A 16,747-nucleotide genomic window follows, 5' to 3' on the forward strand; every position below is an offset into this window, starting at 1 on the left:
TGTAGTCGTCTGAGAAAAGCGTATAAAGCAAACCTTCAAAGCAGTATAGAGAAGTGAATGACAGCGATAACCATAAGCGATCAAGAATATCGTGATTTTAGCCGCTTTTTAGAGTCCCAATGCGGTATTGTTCTTGGCGATAGCAAACAGTATTTAGTCCGTAGCCGATTAAGCCCTTTAGTGGCGAGATTTGGCTTAGTCTCTTTGTCTCAATTATTGAGAGATGTCGTTACTGGGCGTAATCGTGAGCTGAGAGTGGCCGCTGTAGATGCTATGACCACCAACGAAACCTTGTGGTTTAGAGACAACTACCCATTTACGGTGTTAGCGGACAAACTGCTCCCAGAATTTGCAGCCAACAAACGCCCGATTAAAATTTGGTCAGCTGCGAGCTCTTCTGGTCAAGAACCTTATTCCATGGCAATGACCGTTTTAGAGACGCAGAACAAAAGGCCAGGAATGCTGCCCAGCGTGTCGATTACCGCAACGGATATATCGTCAACGATGCTAGAAATGTGTCGCCTTGGTGAGTATGACAATCTTGCGTTGGGTCGCGGTCTGTCACCTGAACGTCGTCGAATGTTTTTTGAAAACACCAATAACGGCAAGATGAAAGTGAAAGACAATGTGAAGCGTTTGGTGAGCTTTCGTCCGCAAAACTTGATGGACTCTTACGCGCTGTTGGGTAAGTTCGACATCATCTTTTGTCGTAATGTGCTGATTTATTTCTCTCCTGACATGAAGTCTAAAGTGCTCAATCAAATGGCACGTAGCTTAAACCCTGGGGGCTACTTACTCTTGGGTGCGTCAGAGTCTTTAACCGGACTAACGGATCAATTTGAAATGGTGCGTTGTAACCCAGGCATCATCTACAAGCTTAAATAGTCTGAGCGTTACTTTGCTCATTAACACGCTTATCTAGCCTTGGTTTTCGCCAAGGCTTTTTTCTTGCTATTCTCTTGGTTCAGTGATGGTTCGGAGGCCATTACTGTCGACATTCCTAATGACATCCTCCGTCAAAACTGGCGTGTATTTTGCTCACTACTTTGCCAATGGAAGCATGATAAACGTCGAATTACATGGCGACATCTGTTGTTGTGACTAAAAATAACTTTTGGCGCGATAATTGCTTTATCTCTGTATAAGGCACGTATTTTTGAACGATGAGGTTTCAATGGCCATCTCTTTTAACAATGCATTAGGTATTCATCAATACACCGTCGGTGTACGTGAAAAGAATGCTGAAGTCATCTCCACCAATATCGCGCAGGCGAATACGCCGGGTTATAAAGCGAAGGGGATGGAGTTTGATCGTGCGTTAAAAGCGGCAAGCTCAGGGGCAAGTATTGGGCTTAGTCGAACTGATGGACGGCATATTTCTGCCTCTACTAACGTCAGTGGTGAAATGCTTTACCGCATTCCGACACAGCCAGATACCGGTGACGGCAATACTGTAGACGTAGATTTAGAAAGAAACTTGTTCATGCAGAACCAATTAAGACATCAGGCATCACTCGATTTCTTAGGCGGCAAATTCAAAAATATGACCAAAGCGATTAAAGGGGAGTAATTTAGATGAGCTTATTTAATGTATTTAATGTGACAGGCAGTGCGATGAGCGCTGAGTCGGTTCGTCTAAATACCACCTCAAGTAACCTTGCCAACGCTGACAGTATTAGTAGCTCGGCAAAAGAGACTTACAAAGCTCGCCACGCCGTTTTTGGCGCGGAGCTGAGCAAAGCTCAATACAACCGCGATCATTCAGTACCTGTGAAAGTATTGGGTATTGTAGAGAGCGACAAACCCTTAAGTGCAGAGTACAACCCAGATCATCCACTCGCTAACGATGAAGGCTATATCTACAAGCCAAACGTTAATGTGATGGAAGAAATGGCCAACATGATTTCAGCTTCGCGCTCATACCAGACTAACGTTCAGGTAGCGGACGCGAGCAAGCAAATGTTGTTGAGTACTTTGCGAATGGGTCAATAGAGATAGGAGTAGCTCATGGCTGGAATCAACAACGTTGGTCAAGGCAGTTTATCCTACATTGACCAACTGAAAAAACTGCAAGAACAAAGCAAACCTGAAGAGACAACCGGTAAGCAGGATCTTAAGCAAGAAGACTTCTTGTCCCTACTCACCAAACAGTTGGCTCAACAGGACCCATTTAAACCAGTCAGCAACGACCAGATGATTGCTCAAATGGCGTCGTTTGCCACGGTAGATGGTATTGGCAAGATGAACACTCAGTTCGAGAGTTTGAACTCGTCAATGACGTCTAACCAAGCACTACAAGCGTCTTCACTTGTTGGGCGTGATGTCTTGGTTCCGGGTGCGGCTGGTGTGAAGGAAACAGACGCTGGCATGGCGGCAATGGTCAAATTGCCACAGTCCATGGATAACGTGTTTGTTCGTGTAGAAAATGAAATGGGTCAATTGGTACGTACCTTTGATGTCGGTGCAAAACCTGGCGGTGATGCTCGTGTCGAATGGGACGGTAAAGATGATCAGGGTAATCCAATGCCTGCAGGTAAATACAAAGTGAAAGCTTCGGGTTTACTTGATGGAGAAAGCCGCGAGTTCGAAGTGTCGACTTATGCGAACGTGAACAGTGTGCTTCTTGGTAAAGGGGATGGAAACGTACTACTCAATCTAGCTGGCTTCGAAAATCCAGTTCGGCTAGCAGAAGTACTGGAAGTCGGCAAGGCGTAACCGCTGGCTAGATTAGGAGATTAGGAATGTCATATGTATCTTTAAGTGGTCTATCTGCGGCTCAGTTAGACCTCAACACCACCAGTAACAACATTGCCAACGCCAACACATTCGGCTTTAAAGAGTCACGTGCCGAGTTTGGTGATGTGTATTCAAACTCACTATTTACTAATGCGAAAACCACACCGGGTGGCGGTGCTCAGCCAAGCAAGATTGCTCAGCAGTTCCACGAAGGCTCGAGCATATCGACTAACAACCCAATGGACTTGCGCATTAGCGGTACTGGCTTCTTCGCCGTATCTAAAGATCGTCTTGTACCACAGCAAAATGAGCTAACGCGTAACGGTGCTTTCCACCTAAACAAAGATAGCTACATGGTGACGTCGAACGATGAGTTTCTACTGGGTTATGAGGTGAATAAAGATACCAATGAGGTTGTGTCTTATGAGCCTCGTCCAATCAATATACCGCCAGAGTTTGGTAAGCCGAAACAGACTGCGAATATTGAGATTGGTGTGAACCTTCCTGCTAATGGTGATCTAAAAGATCCGGCTCTGTTCGACTTTACTGATCCTGAAACTTATAACCGTTCAACATCATCAACGATTTATGATTCCATGGGACAGTCGTACAAAATGACGACGTACTATGTGAAAGATCAAACTCAGCAAAACACGTGGCAAAGTTACTACACGGTAACCGACGGCCAAGGTGAAAAACCAGTGAATATCGCTGGTGGTGATGCAACAACGCCAACAGGGCATGTTGGTCATACAATGCGATTCAACAACGACGGTACACTAGCGAGCTTGAACAATGGGCAGCCAATTGTCACTACTGATCTTGGTGCAAATGGTATCGATATGAACGGTGCCGATCCTGCACAGACATTGTCGTTTAGTCTTGATAGTGCCACTCAGTTTGCCGCTCCGTTTGAACTGACTAAGTTCCAAGAAGATGGTGCGACGACTGGCTTCCTAACTAAAGTCGACTTTGATGAGCAAGGCAACGTGTTAGGCACTTACTCAAACGGTGAGAATGTGACATTAGGTCGTGTCGCTATGGTACGTGTAGCGAACGAACAAGGTCTTGATAAGAAGGGTGGTACCCAATGGGATTCTACGACTGCTTCTGGTGCTAAGATTTGGGGCGAATCAAACAAGGGTTCTTTTGGTACCATCAATAACGGCACGCTAGAACAATCGAACATTGATATGACCCAAGAGTTGGTAGACCTGATTTCAGCGCAACGTAATTTCCAAGCAAACTCACGTGCTTTGGATGTACATAACCAGCTGCAACAAAACATTCTACAAATCCGTTAAGTCATAGTATGAGTGGCTGTCAGTCACTCGTCGTTAATGTCTTGAAAAATCGAGCGTACGAGTGCATATGGACATTCGTACGCTGTTTTGCGTTTCAACAAAGCGGTCATATTGTTGCCGCACCGTTGCCACCTTGCCGTTTAGCTTTGCCTCTTCGATAGAACATCGGTTGCCGATCCTCCGCTTTCTTACCTTATTCCCCGCTTATTTCTCTGATTTATAAGGAATAAAATTAGTGGCATAGTCTTTGCTTTATAAGCTCCGTACTTTGAATTTTGGAGCTATCAATGGATCGTGCCCTTTACCTCTCAATGAGCGGCGCAAAGCAGAATATGCAAGCTTTGCAGCTTAGAGCAAACAACCTTGCGAACGCGAGCACGCCTGGCTTTCGAGCTGACCTTGCCCAAGCGCGCTCAATGCAAGCGTATGGTGAAGGCATGCCAAGTCGTGTGTTTAGCATGACAGAGCGTCCAGGACATAACTTCGAGCAAGGCAGTGTTGTGACGACAGGTCGCGACCTTGATGTCACTATTGAAGGCCAAGGTTGGATTTCAGTATTGGATAAAAACGGCAAAGAAGGGTTAACCCGCAACGGCAGTTTACGCGTGGATCAAAACGGTTTGTTGGTCAATGGCAACGGTAACCTTGTGTTAGGGGAACGTGGTACGCCAATTACTGTACCTATTCCATTGCGTAAGATTGAGATTGGCCGTGACGGCACCGTCTCTGTTATACCGCAAGATGCACCGGCTGACGAAATGGAAATCGTTGACCGTATCAAGCTCACCAATACTGATAACCGTTCACTATTCAAAGACACTAACGGTCTATTTCGTAATAAAGATCCTCAATTAGGCTACACCGCTTCAGCCAATGTACAGCTGATGACCGGAGCTATTGAAGGCAGTAACGTTAATGCTGTTGGTGAAATGACAAGCTTAATTGATTTGCAGCGTCAATTCGAAATGCAGGTCAAGCTGATGAGCACCGCAGAAGACATGGATAAGGCTTCAGACTCATTGCTTCGCATGGGTTAATAGGATTGAGAGAGGAAGAATAGAATGCATCCGGCACTATGGGTAAGTAAGACTGGCTTAGACGCTCAGCAAACCAATATTTCGACAATTTCAAACAACCTAGCGAACGCATCAACCGTCGGTTATAAGAAAAGCCGCGCGGTGTTTGAAGATTTGTTTTATCAAAATATCAATCAGCCTGGCGGTCAATCATCGCAAAACACCGAACTTCCTTCAGGCTTAATGCTAGGTGCAGGTTCAAAAGTGGTGGCAACACAAAAGATCCACACACCGGGTAATGCGCAAACCACGACCAACAGTCTCGATATGATGATTGAAGGTGATGGTTTTTTCCAAGTATTGATGCCAGATGGTAATATTGGTTATAGCCGCAATGGTCAGTTCACGCTAAATGATGAAGGGACTATTGTTACGTCTGGTTCTGGCTATGCATTGGAACCAGAAATTGCGATTCCTGAAGATGCGATTTCTATCACGGTGGGTACTGACGGTGAAGTGTCCGTTCGAGTACGTGGCCAGCAAGATAACCAAGTAGTGGGTAACATTACCACTGTCGACTTCATTAACCCGGGCGGTCTAGAGCCTATCGGGCAGAACCTTTACTTACCAACCGGTGCTAGTGGTGATCCAAATGAAGGGGTTCCAGGTTTAGATGGTTTCGGTCAAATTCGTCAGTCGATGCTAGAGACTTCAAACGTTAACGTAACGGAAGAGCTCGTTAACATGATTGAAGCTCAGCGTGTGTATGAAATGAACTCCAAAGTTATCTCGTCAGTCGACAAGATGATGAGCTTTGCTAACCAGCAGTTATAACGAATAGGGAGTACATGGAATGAGAAAATTACTTTGTGTCTCCTTGCTGGCTGTGCTCTCAGGCTGTGCCCAGTTTGGCCAAGAAGAATCCGTTGATGATGTTGCCAGTAGCACGACAACGGTGGATGCAGTGGAAGGAGATAAGAATCCATCTTCAGGTATCGTCGATACACTACGTGGCAGAACAGACCCTGTTGCCGATGACCCTGCATGGGCACCAATTCACCCTAAAAATAAACCAGAGCATTACGCCGCCGCAACCGGTTCATTGTTCAACACTCATTACGCGCGCAATTGGTATGACGACTCAAAGCCTCGTGGTATTGGTGACATTATTACAGTGGAGCTGAACGAGGCGACTAAAGCGGCAAAAAGTGCTGACGCTGACTTGTCTAAAGCCAACGATTCTTCGATGGATCCGCTGTTTGTTGGCGGTAGACCGGTTACCATTAATGACTATGATTTCTCCTATGAATTAAAGAACGATAACAACTTCAAAGGCAATGCTTCTGCTAATCAAAGCAACAGTATTTCAGGCTCCATCACCGTGGAGGTAATCGAAGTCCTTGCGAACGGTAATCTGGTGATTCGCGGCGAAAAATGGCTCACGTTGAATACGGGCGATGAGTACATTCGTTTAAGCGGCACGATTCGCCCAGATGATATCGAGTTTGATAACACCATTGCATCTAACCGTATTTCTAACGCTAGAATTCAGTATTCGGGGACCGGAACTCAACAAGATATGCAAGAACCAGGATTCTTGGCACGATTTTTTAATGTCTCTCTATAGGGATAGGAATCGACGAATAGTAAGCGGCAAACCCTCTCCTCAGAGGGTTTGTTTGTTTTTAGGGTAACATGATGAAAAAAATCACGTTTTTACTTCTTGGTTTATGTTTTGCCGCGGCAAGTGTGCAAGCGGCACGCATTAAAGATGTGGCAGAAGTTGCCGGGGTACGTAGTAACCAATTGGTGGGTTATGGTTTGGTCACTGGCCTTCCTGGCACTGGCGAAAAAACGCCATTCACTGAACAGAGCTTTCGTTCCATGCTTGAACGATTTGGTATTCAGATGCCGATTGGCTTTAAACCTAAATTTAAAAACGTCGCAGCGGTCATTGTCACCGCAGAGTTGCCTGCGTTCTCAAAGCCAGGTCAGCGTGTGGATGTCACGGTTTCTTCAATCGGTGCGGCAAAAAGTCTCCGTGGTGGCACTTTAATGCAGACCTTTTTACAAGGTTTGGATGGTGAGGTCTACGCAGTGGCACAGGGCAACTTGGTAGTGAGTGGGTTCAGTGCAGAAGGATTAGATGGGTCCAAAATCGTCGGTAATAACCCTGTCGTAGGCATGATTTCAAGCGGTGCAACTGTTGAGCGTGAAGTGCCTAGCCCATTCTCGCGTGGTGACTATATCACCTTTAACCTTCTGCAATCAGACTTCACAACGGCGCAAAACATGGCAAATGCCATCAATGACTTTCTGGGTCCGCAAATGGCGAGCCCATTAGATTCTACCTCTGTTCGAGTTCGTGCGCCTCGCGACCTCAGCCAACGCGTAGCTTTCCTATCAGCAGTTGAAAACGTTGAATTCGATACCGCAGATAGCGGTGCAAAAATCATTGTTAACTCCCGCACTGGAACCATTGTGGTTGGTAAACACGTCAAGCTAAAACCTGCGGCAGTGACACACGGCGGTATGACGGTAGCTATCAAAGAGAACTTGAAAGTTAGCCAACCGAACGCGTTCGCTGGTGGGGATACGGTAGTGGTGCCTAATTCCGATATTCAAGTCACTGAAGGGTCAGGTAAGATGTTTAACTTCCAACCGGGTTTGACACTGGATGATCTCGTACGTGCTGTTAATGAAGTGGGCGCTGCTCCCTCAGACCTTATGGCTATTTTACAGGCGCTGAAGCAAGCTGGTGCCATTGAAGGTCAGTTGATCGTTATCTAGGTAAGTATCATGATTAAAAACTCCAATGATATCGGTTTTATCCATGATATCAGTAGCCTAGATAAGCTTCGTCAGCAAGCCGTAAGCGGCAAAGAAGGCGATGATGATGCGGCATTACGCGCTGCCGCTCGTCAGTTCGAATCTATCTTTACTTCTATGATGTTAAAGTCGATGCGCGACGCGAATACTCATTTTGAATCAGACCTGACCAATAGCCAAAACGGTCAATTTTACCGTCAAATGCTTGATGAGCAGATGTCGAGTGAGTTGAGTGCCAATGGTTCTCTAGGGTTGGCTGATATGATTGTCGCTCAGCTTGGTGCGGCACGTTCACCAGAAGCGCATGCTGCAGCGGGCAGTGAAATCCGTATGCGTAATGAAGCGTTCGATACGTCAGTTAATCTCCCTTACGATGAAGCAAAGGCTCGTAAAACTGCGAAATCACTAGGCCTAGACGGAGCCCCTGCAGCTCAGCTTGTTGATTTCAAGACACCACAAAACTTCGTCGAGTCTTTGAAACCATACGCGGACAGAGCAGCTCAGTCGTTAGGAGTGGATTCATCGTTACTATTAGCGCAAGCGGCTTTAGAGACTGGTTGGGGGCAAAAAATCGTCAACAACAGTAAGGGCAGCAGTAACAACCTATTTAATATTAAGGCTGACAGAAGTTGGTATGGCGATAAGGTCGCAACGCAGACACTGGAATACCATCAGAATGTACCTGTACAAGAACGCGCAGCATTCCGTTCTTACAGCTCGTATGAAGACAGCTTCAACGACTATGTGAAGTTTCTTAATGACAATCCACGTTATCAGTCGGCATTGAATGGTAACCAAAGTTCTGAACGCTTCATTCGTGATATTCATCAAGCTGGATATGCGACAGATCCAAACTATGCGGACAAAGTGTTGCGCGTTAAGGCGCAAATCGATGATATGTCACTTTAACGGCTATCGATAGTTTTCCTTATACTTATTGGTCCCGGCAAATCGCCGGGATTTTTCTCACTACCTCCATCTCTTGTCCTCAATTCTTATCTTTTTTAGTGCCAAGCTCAGCGGCAAAGATACTCTGGCATATATATTGCAAATTAAACGACAGAGTGGCGTAACTTGTGGATTTAGTTAGGCTAATTTTGGTTTTTTGGAGGCGATATGGCGTCAGATCTTCTGAACTTAGGTGCGCAAAGCGTACTGACAGCTCAGAGACAGTTAAACACGACTGGTCATAACATTTCTAATGCAAATACAGAAGGTTACAGCCGACAATCTGTTATACAGGGGACCAATACCCCGAGACAGTTTGGTGGTCAAACCTACGGTATGGGAGTGCATGTGGAAAATGTTCGCCGCTCGTGGGATCAGTTTGCCGTCAAAGAACTCAACATGGCAACGACACAGGTGAATTATCGCAACGAAAATCTGACTAACCTCGATATGATGTCGGGGATGTTGTCGTCTATGTCGTCTAAAAAGGTGCCTGAAAGTCTTAACGACTGGTTTGATGCTGTAAAAACCTTGGCCGACACCCCCAATGATATTGGTGCGCGTAAAGTCGTACTTGATAAAGCCAATCTGATTAGTCAATCGATGAATGATTTCCACGATACGGTTCGTGAACAGCGAGATAACGTCAACAAGAAACTCGAAGTGAGTGTTGAGCGAGTGAACCAAATCGGGATCGAAATTCGTGATATTCACCGCTTAATGATGCGCTCGCCTGGTCCACATAACGATCTGATGGATAAGCATGAATCGTTAATCAAAGAGTTGTCCGAATACACCAAAGTGACGGTGACGCCTCGCAGGAACGCTGAGGGCTTCAACGTTCATATTGGTAATGGTCATACTTTGGTATCGGGTACAGAAGCCAGTCAGTTGAAGATGATTGATGGATTCCCCGATACTCACCAGCACCGCCTTGCGATTGTTGAAGGCAAAGGTATTAAACCAATTACCAGCGATGACATTGGCGGACGCTTAGAAAGTATGTTTGAAACTCGTGACAAAGAGATTCCATACGTTCTGGATGAGCTCGGTCGTCTCTCTATCGCTTTTTCTGAAAAAGTGAATGAATTACAAGGGCAAGGGCTTGATTTGAATGGTCAAGTCGGACAAAACCTGTTCGCGGATGTCAATACTCTCGCGTTTGCCAAAGCAAGGGTCGTTGCACCAGTCAACTCAAGTGCCGACGTGGCAGTGTTTATTGATGATACCTCACAACTTAAGGGTGGAGAGTATTCATTGAAATTTGACGGTGCTCATTACCATGTGACTAATTCAGATGGTGTTACTCAGTCTTTCTCCGGCCCAAGCATGCAACTAGATGGAATTCGAGTTGAAATTGGTAATCCGCCTGCCGTTGGCGAAAAGCTTTTGCTGCGTCCGACGAGAGACGGTGCAGCCAATATGAAAATGACGACTAACGACCCAAAAGCTATAGCAGCACAGAGCTTTGAAGCCTCAACCACGTTTGCGCAGGGTGATGCCAAATTTAAAGTCTCGTCAGTGGGCAGTTTGAAAGAATTTGAAGTGGTGGTATCGCCAACACGGACGGAATTTGCCGTCACTGACAAAAGCGGCAACGTATTATTAAGCCCAACGCCTTATCCTCCGACTGGTCCGGTGACGGTGCTTGGCACCACGTTCGAGCTCAGTGACGGAGCGATGGCAAATGACAAGTTCACCGCTAACCTCAATCCGGCAGAGGGTGATAACGGTAACTTGAGAAAAATGCTGAATATTCAGACCGATAAATGGATGAATGATGGCGACTCGACGGTCATTGATATCTATCACAACTTAAATACTGATGTGGGTTTGAAAGCCTCGACGGCGACTCGTTTGCAGGAAGTCGCTGAGCTTGAGCATGAAAACGCGCAAAGCCGTGTAGCGTCTATTTCGGGTGTGAACCTCGATGAAGAAGCGGCCAATATGATGAAGTTTCAGCAAGCGTACATGGCGTCTTCTCGAGTGATGCAGGCGGCAAATGAAACCTTCGATACTATTTTGCAGCTAAGGTAAGGAGCTAGATTATGATGAATCGAATCTCTAGTTTTCATAATTACCAAACGGTGCAAAATGATATGCGCCGCCAAGAAAACAAAATTCATGAAAACCATGCGCAGCTCGCCTCTGGTAAACAGCTGCAAAAGCCAGCGGACTCACCATTAGCGACGCATTATTTGCAAAAACTTAAACAGCAGACGCAGCAGTTGGACCAGTACGACAGTGCCATCACGTTGTCGAGAAATCGCCTTGAGCATCAAGAAGTCATGCTCGGTGAGACAGAGCAGTTTGCCGATAATGCAAAACGCTTAACGATGCAAGCAATCAACGGTGCGCTTTCTCCTGAAGACCGAGAAGCAAAAGCGCGTGAAATAGAGGAGTTGGCAAAGAACTTTCTCGCACTTGCGAATACACGTGATGAATCGGGTAACTATAGCTTTGCTGGCACAAAACCTAAGACTCAACCATTTTTCGTCGATGGGCAGGGGCATATTTCTTACGCTGGCGATGACTATCAACGCAAAATGCGCATTGCAGCAAGTCTAGAAGTGGCTACGAGCGATCCAGGTAGCAAGTTGTTTATGGAGATTGATAACCCACTTGGGGATTACAAAGCCAATTATCAGCTGCAAAAAGGCTCAGAATTGCTGCTTGAAAAAGCCACCAACAGTAATGCAAACGACAACAGTACATACAAAGTGACGTTTGTCGATATGGGTAATCAGCAATTTGGTTATCAGCTTGAACAGAACAATACGGTTGTTGCTGCGGGTAATTTTGACCCGAGCCAAGGCATTCAATTCCAAGGGCTCAACATTCAGACTAAAGGTCAAATTACACCGGGGGACGCGATTGAAATTGAGCCTCAAAAAACATTTAGCGTGTTTGATACGTTTAATGATGCGGTGTATTGGATGGATAACGATGTAGCCGATGCCTCATCCAGTGCTCAGCTTCATCAGGTCACTGAGCAGTTTCACGCGGCATTTTTGCACTTAACTAGCTCGCGTACCGATGTTGGGGTAAGGCTTAACAGTCTTGATACCCAACAATCGCAGCATGAAGATTTTAAAATTTCTATTGCCCGTTCTAAAAGTAATTTTGAGGATCTCGATTACTCAAAGGCGGTCATCGATTTTGAAGAGAACTCACGAGCATTACAGGCTGCACAGCTGGCGTTTGGAAAAACCAAGGACCTGACGTTATTTAATTATCTATAGCGATAGTTTGGCGCCTCGGTTGCCGCATGAGCATTGCCATGTGTGCAGAGGTGAAAGCGTTAGGTGGCAATCTTAAGCCACTTTGGATGCACTAATGAGATCTTGTCATACACCGGCTCAATGAATGGGCTTTAATGTATTGATTTATAATCAAATGTATTGGTTGGCATAGAAAATGCTATACATGAATGCAAAGTACCCGATTATGGGCTAACTCGATAAATAAGCACTTTAGATACTCCACCTGATACGGGGTATTAGGTGGGCGTAGTAACAATATTGAATTAACAATGTTTGTTATTAAGTGAGCCTACTTGAAGCTTGCGAACTCAATTAGGAGAGCATAATGGCAGTAACAGTAAGTACCAACGTTTCGGCGATGACAGCGCAGCGTTACTTGAACAAATCCAGTGACGCACTCAATACCTCTATGGAACGCTTGTCGTCTGGTCACAAGATCAATAGTGCACGAGATGACGCTGCGGGTTTGCAAATTTCCAACCGACTCACCGCACAGTCACGCGGTCTTGATGTGGCAATGCGTAACGCGAACGATGGTATTTCTATTGCGCAGACAGCGGAAGGTGCGATGAACGAGTCGACCAGTATCTTGCAGCGTATGCGTGACCTTGCTATTCAATCGGCAAATGGTACCAACTCTCTTGCTGAGCGAGTCGCGATTAATGAAGAATCTAACGCACTTCAAGCGGAGCTAAACCGTATCGCAGAGACTACCTCATTTGGTGGCCGTCGTTTGCTCAATGGCAACTTCGGAGAAGCGTCATTCCAAATCGGTGCTAACTCAGGTGAAGCCTTAATTATGGGACTAACCAGCATTCGTGCAGATGATTTCCGTATGGGCGGGACCACATACACTGCAAACAACGGTAAAGACGCTGATTGGCGTGTTGATGATACGAATAACCAGTTGGATATTAGCTTTACGACCAAATCTGGCGAAGCAGTCGCTATCAACATCACTGCAAAGCAAGGCGACGATATTGAGCAGTTAGCAACGTACATTAATGGTCAGTCTGACAAGATTAGCGCTTCTGTGGGAGATAACGGTGAGCTTCAAGTGTTTGTGGCAGAACCTGACATTGACCTAAACCAGTCTGTGACGATTGGTGGTTCGTTAGCTACAGATTTAGACTTACAAACCGCGTCTGCTGCTCAGTCTACAGTGCAAGATATTGACATGACTTCAGTCGCCGGATCACAAAACGCTATCTCTATTATCGATTCTGCGCTTAAGTATGTGGATTCACAACGTGCAGATTTGGGTGCCAAGCAGAACCGCTTAAGCCACAGCATCAACAACTTAGCGAACGTTCAAGAGAATGTTGATGCGTCGAACAGCCGAATCAAAGATACCGACTTTGCTAAAGAGACAACCGAAATTACCAAGAACCAGATTCTACAACAAGCTGGTACGTCAATTTTGGCACAAGCAAAACAGTTGCCTAACTCAGCGATGTCTCTACTACAATAGAGATAGTGTCCGAGTTCTAAGTGACAGGAACATTAAGTCAGACGTGGCAATAGATTTCCTGTTGCTTGGCAAACATACTTTGTGATGTGTTGGGGTTCTCTCTCTCAACCTGCCTCAATACGGCATCAAAGTATGTAGGTTAGCTAGAGTGTGTTTATTTCTCTCTGATCTCCGCACACTACTAGTCGCCACCCAGCCCCAGTTCTCTCAAAGGAAAAGGGGCTTTTTCTTTTCTAAAGGTTGACAACTCACCCCTAGTAAATTCAGCAAAATCACAGTGTATCGGCGGCATTTCGTTAAACTTTAATCTTTTCTTTTCAATTTTCCGTTAACTGCTCAAATCCTAATCAAACGGATGTTTTCTTTTGTTTTTTCGAGTTTTTTTCTAAAGGTTTTTTCGCTCGCGTCGTTAAAAGATTAACTTTGAGAGAACTACTTGGTTTTCCGAGACGTCGGAAACCGCTACACCGGAAAATCAATTGGAGAAACAACATGGCAGTGAATGTAAATACTAACGTATCGGCGATGACCGCTCAGCGTTACCTAAACAGTGCAAGTCAGGCGCAAGCAACGTCAATGGAGCGTTTGTCTTCGGGTCATAAAATCAACAGTGCGAAAGACGACGCAGCGGGTCTACAAATTTCGAACCGCTTGAACGTTCAAAGCCGTGGTCTTGATGTGGCAGTGCGCAATGCGAACGATGGTATCTCTATCGCCCAAACTGCTGAAGGCGCGATGAATGAGACAACGAACATCCTGCAACGCATGCGTGACCTATCACTGCAATCAGCAAACGGCTCAAACTCAAAAGCAGAGCGTGTGGCGATTCAAGAAGAAGTGACGGCGCTGAACAACGAACTAAACCGTATCGCTGAAACCACAGCATTTGGTGGTAACCGTCTATTGAATGGTACTTACGGTACTCAGTCATTCCAAATCGGTTCAAACAATGGTGAAGCGGTGATGCTAAGCCTAAAAGACATGCGCTCAGACAACAGCGGCATGGGTGGTTCGGTTTACCAAGCAGCGAACGCAAAAGATAAAGATTGGTCAGTGGCAGCAAACTCAACACTGACTATCGACATGAACGACAGCGCGGGTAACGCAATGACAACGCTGACGATTAACGCGAAACAAGGCGATGATATTGAGCAGTTAGCGACGTACATCAATGGTCAAACTGACCTAGTGCAAGCGTCTGTAGATGAAGATGGCGCTCTACAAGTATTCGCGAGCAACAATAAAGACATCGACAGCGCATCATTAAGCTTTGGTGGCACGCTAGCGGGATCAGGTGAGCTAGACATGTCAGGTGCAGCCGCAGCAGCAACAGTTAACGATATTGATGTCACGTCAGTAGGTGGCGCTCAAGAATCTGTTGCGATTCTGGACTCTGCGATGAAGTATGTTGATAGTCACCGCGCAGAGCTTGGTGCTTTCCAAAACCGCTTCAACCACGCTATCAACAACTTAGACAACATCAATGAGAATGTGAACGCGTCGAAGAGTCGTATCAAAGACACGGACTTCGCAAAAGAGACGACAGCGATGACGAAGAACCAAATTCTATCGCAAGCTTCAAGTTCGATTTTGGCACAAGCAAAGCAAGCGCCAAACGCAGCATTGAGTCTACTAGGCTAAGCACCGCCTTAGATGACAAACAAAAACCAGAGCCGTGGCTCTGGTTTTTTTGCATTTGGCTTTAGAGCGTTGCAAACGCAACTATCCTCCATTCGAATCTCCGATCTAAATCACATTTATCCAATCAATTGAATTAATGGTAAAAAAACGCCAATTTGTTCTAAAGCTTCTAAATTTATCGCCGTTACAGGGATTGAGAGAAATAAAATCGGATGTGCCAATGTGAGGTGAGAGACACAAAGGCCATCTATCCTAAATGCCTAAGGAGATCAGTATGGCAATTAATGTAAACACGAATGTGTCTGCAATGACTGCTCAGCGTTATCTGAATAACGCAGCAGAGAACACACAAAAATCAATGGAACGCTTGTCTTCGGGCTACAAAATCAACAGTGCGAAAGACGATGCAGCAGGTCTGCAAATCGCGAACCGATTGAATGTTCAAAGCCGCGGCTTAGATATGGCTGTAAAAAACGCAAACGATGGTATCTCTATTGCACAGACAGCTGAAGGTGCGATGGATGAAACAACGAACATCCTACAACGTATGCGTGACCTATCTCTACAATCTGCAAACGGTTCTAACTCAAAAGCTGAGCGTGTAGCAATTCAAGAAGAAGTGACAGCGCTTAATGACGAGCTAAATCGTATCGCGGAAACCACGTCTTTTGGTGGCAACCGTCTTCTAAATGGCACATACGGTACACAGTCGTTCCAAATCGGTTCTAACAGTGGCGAAGCAGTTATGCTGAGCATGAACGATATGCGCTCTGACAATGCACAAATGGGCGGTTCTTCTTATAAAGCGGCTAACGCGAAAGATGAAAGCTGGACAGTTGGAGCGGGTGCTACTTTAACGATTGACCTAAATGATAAAGCGGGTAACGCAATGACTCAGATTGCTATCACTGGTAAAGAAGGTGATGATATCGAGCAACTTGCAACCTACATCAATGGTCAAACAGACCAAGTTCAAGCATCTGTTGATGAAGGCGGTGCTCTGCAAATCTTCGCAAGCAGCAACGGCGAAGCTGATAGTGCTTCACTAACGTTCGGTGGTTCACTAGCGGGCGGTTCTGAGCTTGACCTTTCTGGCGCAGCAAGCGCGGTATCAGTTAATGACATCAACGTTACTTCTGTAGGTGGTGCACAAGAATCAGTAGCTATTCTAGATGCGGCGCTAAAATACGTAGACAGTAACCGTGCAGAACTTGGTGCGTTCCAAAACCGCTTCAATCACGCAATCAATAACTTAGATAACATCAACGAAAACGTTAATGCATCTAAGAGCCGTATCGAAGACACCGATTACGCGAAAGAAACGACGGCAATGACCAAGAACCAAATCCTGCAGCAAGCGAGTACTTCAATTCTAGCTCAAGCGAAGCAATCGCCTTCAGCTGCACTTAGCTTACTAGGCTAAAAAAGGCTTACACCTTAGGCAAGTGTGTTGGTGATAGGGTTACTCTATCACCAACTTCCAATTTCAAGCTTATTGCTCAACTAGTTTTACCCCAGTTGGAGTTGGACAATAGAGAA

The 16,747-nt window shown here is 45.7% G+C and carries 15 protein-coding genes; all 15 read left to right on the plus strand.

Annotated elements, in window-relative coordinates; genetic code table 11:
- The first annotated feature begins 57 nt into the window (after positions 1-57).
- The 15 genes from VTH8203_RS21380 (at position 58) to VTH8203_RS21450 (ending at position 16,631) form a co-directional block, all read left to right on the plus strand.
- A complete protein-coding gene (locus VTH8203_RS21380) occupies positions 58-885 on the plus strand; it encodes a protein-glutamate O-methyltransferase (protein ID WP_096995472.1) in 828 nt (275 codons plus the stop codon).
- Positions 886-1,174: 289 nt separating this feature from the next.
- Positions 1,175-1,570: a flagellar basal body rod protein FlgB gene (gene flgB / locus VTH8203_RS21385; protein ID WP_006069940.1), complete on the plus strand. Its 396-nt coding sequence runs from the start codon at positions 1,175-1,177 to the stop codon at positions 1,568-1,570.
- A gap of 5 nt (positions 1,571-1,575) precedes the next feature.
- Positions 1,576-1,992: a flagellar basal body rod protein FlgC gene (flgC, locus tag VTH8203_RS21390; RefSeq protein ID WP_006069941.1), complete on the plus strand. Its 417-nt coding sequence runs from the start codon at positions 1,576-1,578 to the stop codon at positions 1,990-1,992.
- A 15-nt stretch (positions 1,993-2,007) separates the two neighbouring features.
- Positions 2,008-2,715 (plus strand): flagellar hook assembly protein FlgD, encoded by a 708-nt coding sequence (gene flgD, locus VTH8203_RS21395; RefSeq protein ID WP_096995473.1) that lies wholly within the window; start codon positions 2,008-2,010, stop codon positions 2,713-2,715.
- A gap of 26 nt (positions 2,716-2,741) precedes the next feature.
- Positions 2,742-4,040 (plus strand): flagellar hook protein FlgE, encoded by a 1,299-nt coding sequence (gene flgE, locus VTH8203_RS21400; protein ID WP_006069943.1) that lies wholly within the window; start codon positions 2,742-2,744, stop codon positions 4,038-4,040.
- 287 nt (positions 4,041-4,327) lie between these two features.
- Positions 4,328-5,077 carry a flagellar basal-body rod protein FlgF gene (flgF, locus tag VTH8203_RS21405; protein WP_006069944.1) on the plus strand — a complete coding sequence of 250 codons (750 nt, stop codon included), beginning with the start codon at positions 4,328-4,330 and terminating at the stop codon, positions 5,075-5,077.
- Between the two features lie 24 nt (positions 5,078-5,101).
- The gene (gene flgG, locus VTH8203_RS21410) at positions 5,102-5,890 is read left to right on the plus strand and encodes a flagellar basal-body rod protein FlgG (RefSeq protein WP_038224912.1); all 789 of its coding nucleotides are present in this window, start codon (positions 5,102-5,104) and stop codon (positions 5,888-5,890) included.
- 19 nt (positions 5,891-5,909) lie between these two features.
- A complete protein-coding gene (gene flgH / locus VTH8203_RS21415; protein WP_096995474.1) occupies positions 5,910-6,683 on the plus strand; it encodes a flagellar basal body L-ring protein FlgH in 774 nt (257 codons plus the stop codon).
- A 71-nt stretch (positions 6,684-6,754) separates the two neighbouring features.
- Complete coding sequence (locus VTH8203_RS21420; RefSeq protein WP_096995475.1) at positions 6,755-7,846, plus strand: flagellar basal body P-ring protein FlgI; 1,092 nt, start codon at positions 6,755-6,757, stop codon at positions 7,844-7,846.
- Between the two features lie 9 nt (positions 7,847-7,855).
- The gene (gene flgJ / locus VTH8203_RS21425; RefSeq protein WP_096995476.1) at positions 7,856-8,794 is read left to right on the plus strand and encodes a flagellar assembly peptidoglycan hydrolase FlgJ; all 939 of its coding nucleotides are present in this window, start codon (positions 7,856-7,858) and stop codon (positions 8,792-8,794) included.
- Positions 8,795-9,001: 207 nt separating this feature from the next.
- A complete protein-coding gene (gene flgK / locus VTH8203_RS21430) occupies positions 9,002-10,870 on the plus strand; it encodes a flagellar hook-associated protein FlgK (RefSeq protein ID WP_096995477.1) in 1,869 nt (622 codons plus the stop codon).
- Between the two features lie 11 nt (positions 10,871-10,881).
- The gene (gene flgL / locus VTH8203_RS21435) at positions 10,882-12,075 is read left to right on the plus strand and encodes a flagellar hook-associated protein FlgL (RefSeq protein ID WP_096995478.1); all 1,194 of its coding nucleotides are present in this window, start codon (positions 10,882-10,884) and stop codon (positions 12,073-12,075) included.
- Between the two features lie 346 nt (positions 12,076-12,421).
- Positions 12,422-13,567 carry a flagellin gene (locus VTH8203_RS21440; protein WP_096995479.1) on the plus strand — a complete coding sequence of 382 codons (1,146 nt, stop codon included), beginning with the start codon at positions 12,422-12,424 and terminating at the stop codon, positions 13,565-13,567.
- A gap of 492 nt (positions 13,568-14,059) precedes the next feature.
- The gene (locus tag VTH8203_RS21445) at positions 14,060-15,208 is read left to right on the plus strand and encodes a flagellin (RefSeq protein ID WP_006069952.1); all 1,149 of its coding nucleotides are present in this window, start codon (positions 14,060-14,062) and stop codon (positions 15,206-15,208) included.
- A 274-nt stretch (positions 15,209-15,482) separates the two neighbouring features.
- Positions 15,483-16,631, plus strand: coding sequence for a flagellin (locus VTH8203_RS21450; protein WP_096995480.1), 1,149 nt, complete (start codon positions 15,483-15,485; stop codon positions 16,629-16,631).
- The last annotated feature ends 116 nt before the right edge of the window (positions 16,632-16,747 follow it).

Origin of the sequence: Vibrio thalassae (assembly GCF_900089835.1) — a bacterium.
GTDB lineage: Bacteria > Pseudomonadota > Gammaproteobacteria > Enterobacterales > Vibrionaceae > Vibrio > Vibrio thalassae.